Genomic DNA, 3725 nt, shown 5'->3' with positions numbered 1-3725 from the left:
CGGTGCCGCTCGTGGTGTGGGCGGCGTGGCTCGCGGTGTCGGGCCGCCGCACCGGGCGCTTGTGAGTCTCCGGCCCTTCCCGGACGTCCCCCGGCCGGGTCGGGCGCGGACGGCGCGGGGCGCGATCTGCACCACATCTCCCTGCTCAGCGGTGGTCTCGTGACCGAGTTCACCGGGTGCGGGCGACGCGGGCGCGGAGCGGATCGATAGGGTCGTGACCGTCCGGCAGCACGGTTTGCGTAACCACAGTGGCGTGTGTCGTCAGGAGACTGAAGTAGTGGACCTCTACGAGTATCAGGCGAAGGAACTCTTCGCCGCCCACGGTGTGCCGGTGTTCCCCGGCGAAGTGGTCGACGAGGCAGAACAGGCCCGCGGCGTCGCCGAGCGGATCGGCAACCAGGTCGTGGTGAAGGCCCAGGTGAAGACAGGCGGCCGGGGCAAGGCGGGCGGTGTCAAGCTCGCCACCGATCCGGCCGAGGCGGTGGAGAAGGCCCGGGCGATCCTCGGGCTCGACATCAAGGGACATGTGACGCGCCGGGTGCTGGTCACCGAGGCGTCCGAGATCTCCGAGGAGTACTACTTCTCGTTCCTGCTGGACCGGGCGAACCGCACGTTCCTGGCCATGGCCTCCGCCGAGGGCGGGGTGGAGATCGAGCAGCTGGCCGTCGAGCGGCCCGAGGCGCTGGCGCGGGTGCCGGTGGACCCGCTGGTCGGCGTGGACCTCGACGCCGCGCGGGACATCGTCGCCCGGGCGAACTTCCCCGAGGCCGTGCGGGAGCGGGCCGCCGAGGTCGTGGTGAAGCTGTGGGAGACCTTCGTCGCCGAGGACGCGACGCTGGTCGAGGTGAACCCGCTGGTGCGGGACCCGAAGGACGAGGTCATCGCCCTGGACGGCAAGGTGACCCTGGACGAGAACGCCGCCTTCCGCCACCCGGCGCACGCGGAGCTCGTCGATGAGCAGGCCGAGGACCCGCTGGAGGCCAAGGCGAAGGCCAAGGACCTCAACTACGTCAAGCTGGACGGCCAGGTCGGCATCATCGGCAACGGTGCCGGGCTCGTCATGTCCACCCTGGACGTCGTCGCCTACGCCGGTGAGCGGCACGGCGACGTGAAGCCCGCGAACTTCCTCGACATCGGCGGCGGCGCGTCCGCCGACGTGATGGCCGCGGGGCTGGACGTCATCCTCGGCGACCCCGACGTGAAGAGCGTGTTCGTCAACGTCTTCGGCGGCATCACCGCCTGCGACGCGGTGGCCAACGGCATCGTCGAGGCGCTGAAGATGCTCGGCGACGAGGCGAGCAAGCCGCTGGTCGTGCGCCTCGACGGCAACAACGTCGAAGAGGGCCGGCGCATCCTCGCCGAGGCCGGGCACCCGTTGGTGACGCTGGTGGACACGATGGACAGCGCGGCCGACAAAGCCGCCGAACTCGCCGCGGCAGGTGCGTGAACAACATGTCGATTTTTCTGAACAGCGATTCCAAGGTCGTCGTCCAGGGCCTCACCGGCTCCGAGGGCACCAAGCACGCCACCAAGATGATCGCGGCGGGCACGAACATCGTCGGCGGGGTGAACGCCCGCAAGGCCGGGCAGACGGTCACCGTCGGCGGCAAGGACCTGAGCGTCTTCGGCAGCGTGTCCGAGGCGATGGAGGCCACCGGCGCCGACGTCAGCGTCATCTTCGTCCCGCCGAAGTTCGCCAAGGACGCCGTCATCGAGGCGGTCGACGCGGGGATCGGCCTCGCGGTCGTGATCACCGAGGGCATCCCGGTGCACGACTCGGCCGCGTTCTGGGCGCACGCCTGCGCCAAGGGCAACCGGACGCGGATCATCGGCCCGAACTGCCCGGGCATCATCTCGCCGGAACAGTCCAACGCGGGCATCATCCCGGCCGACATCACCCGCAGGGGCCGGATCGGGCTGGTGTCCAAGTCCGGCACGCTGACGTACCAGATGATGTACGAGCTGCGCGACATCGGCTTCTCCACCGCCATCGGCATCGGTGGTGACCCGGTCATCGGCACCACGCACATCGACGCGCTGGAGGCGTTCGAGGCGGACCCGGAGACCGACGTCATCGTGATGATCGGGGAGATCGGCGGGGACGCCGAGGAGCGCGCCGCCGAATACGTGAAGGCCAACGTGACCAAGCCGGTCGTCGGCTACGTCGCGGGCTTCACCGCCCCCGAGGGCAAGACGATGGGCCACGCGGGGGCGATCGTGTCCGGCTCGTCGGGCACCGCGCAGGCCAAGAAGGAGGCGCTGGAGGCCTCGGGCGTGAAGGTCGGCAAGACCCCGACCGAGACGGCCGAGCTGGCGCGGGAGCTGTACAAGGCGCGCTGAACGTGCACGGGACGCCGGGCCGGACCCGGTGAGCGGTCGAGGGGCCGGGCTTCACGCGGAGCCCGGCCCTTCTGCTGTAGAAATGCGGTCGCACGCGAAACCCGACGGCGTGGTGCCGCGTCACACGATCGGACACGTCGTCGGACCGCACCGGTGACGCGGTTTTCCCGCGTGCCGACGAGCCCCGCAGACAGGAGAAACGGATGACCTTCCCAGGCGGCGCGCCGGGTGGATACCCGGGCCAGGCCCCCCAGCAGCCGCAGCCGCACCAGCCGCAGCAGTCCCGACAGCCGCAGCAGCCCTATCCGGGTCAGGCACCCTCGTCCGGCGGTGGTGGCCTGAAGCTGTCCCTGCCGCAGCTGCTGTTGTTGGTCACCGCCGGGCTGGGCGCGCTGAACCTGTTCCTCGGGTTCACCTCGCTGGTGGAGGGCGTGAGCTTCTACCAGTCGCCGCTGTCCTGGGTCCCCGCGCTGCTGCTCGTCGCCGGGTTGACCGCGGTGCTGTCGCTGCTCCCCGGTGATCAGGAACCGGGGGTGTGGCCCGCGATCTTCTCGGTCGGGGCCACCGTCCCGTTCCTGTTCGGCTTCTTCCAGCTGAACGGCGACCTCGCCGTCGGCGGGATCCTGGTGCTCGTCTTCGCGATCCTGCAGATGCTCGCCGCGGTGGCCGCCTACCTGTTCGACGTGGGCATCATCCCCGCGCCCACCCCGGGGGCCGGGCAGCCCGGCGGGCCGGGATTCGGTCCGCAGGCCGGTCCGGCGGGATTCGGCGGCCCGGGACAGCCCGGCGGGTACCCCGGCGCTGCCGGGCCGCAGTCCGGCCACCCCGGTTTCGGCCAGCCCGGCCAGTATCAGCCGGGTCAGCACCAGCCCGGCCAGCCCGGTCAGCCCGGTCAGCCCGGTCAGCCCGGTCAGCCCGGCCAGCAGGGTCAGCCCGGCCAGCAGGGTGAGCAGTCGGGAGGTATCCCGCAGCCGACCGCGATCGCGCATCCGGTGCAGCCCTCCGGCCAGGGGGGTCAGCCTGCCCAGCAGCCCGGCCACCAGCAGGCCGGTCAGCCCGGTCAACCCGGTCAGCAGGGCATGCCAGGCCAGCAGGGTCAGCAGCCGCAGGCCCAGGCGCCCACCCAGTACGCCGCGACCCAGGGCCAGTTCCTCGGCGGGCAGGCACCCGATGCGGCGCCGCAGTGGAACGACAACCCGGGCGAGCAGCAGAACAGCTGAACCGCCCACACCGCTCCGCCCCGGTCGGCGCCGCTGAGGGCGGCCCCTCCGGGTGACCCGCGTCGCAGCCGCACCCCGGGTGACGGCGTGGCGCGCACACGGTGCGTGGTCGTGGTGCGAGGGTGCGCGACATGAGCAGGCCCACCGCGCGGACACCCGGTCCCG

At 71.6% G+C, this 3725-nt stretch carries 3 protein-coding genes; all 3 read left to right on the top strand.

Annotated features, from left to right (window positions below; genetic code table 11):
- Positions 1-277 precede the first annotated feature (277 nt).
- The 3 genes from sucC to SACPADRAFT_RS0223075 all read left to right on the top strand — a co-directional run bounded on the left by sucC (position 278) and on the right by SACPADRAFT_RS0223075 (position 3560).
- Positions 278-1447 carry an ADP-forming succinate--CoA ligase subunit beta gene (gene sucC, locus SACPADRAFT_RS0223085; protein ID WP_007026879.1) on the top strand — a complete coding sequence of 390 codons (1170 nt, stop codon included), beginning with the start codon at positions 278-280 and terminating at the stop codon, positions 1445-1447.
- Positions 1448-1452: 5 nt separating this feature from the next.
- Entirely contained in the window at positions 1453-2340 is an 888-nt protein-coding gene (gene sucD, locus SACPADRAFT_RS0223080) for a succinate--CoA ligase subunit alpha (RefSeq protein ID WP_007026878.1), read from the top strand.
- A 203-nt stretch (positions 2341-2543) separates the two neighbouring features.
- Complete coding sequence (locus tag SACPADRAFT_RS0223075; RefSeq protein ID WP_007026877.1) at positions 2544-3560, top strand: DUF5336 domain-containing protein; 1017 nt, start codon at positions 2544-2546, stop codon at positions 3558-3560.
- The last annotated feature ends 165 nt before the right edge of the window (positions 3561-3725 follow it).

Source organism: Saccharomonospora iraqiensis subsp. paurometabolica YIM 90007, from assembly GCF_000231035.2.
GTDB classification, from domain to species: domain Bacteria; phylum Actinomycetota; class Actinomycetes; order Mycobacteriales; family Pseudonocardiaceae; genus Saccharomonospora; species Saccharomonospora paurometabolica.
The sequence above is the reverse complement of the archived record's forward strand: the minus strand, read 5'-3'. Positions and strand labels throughout refer to the sequence as shown.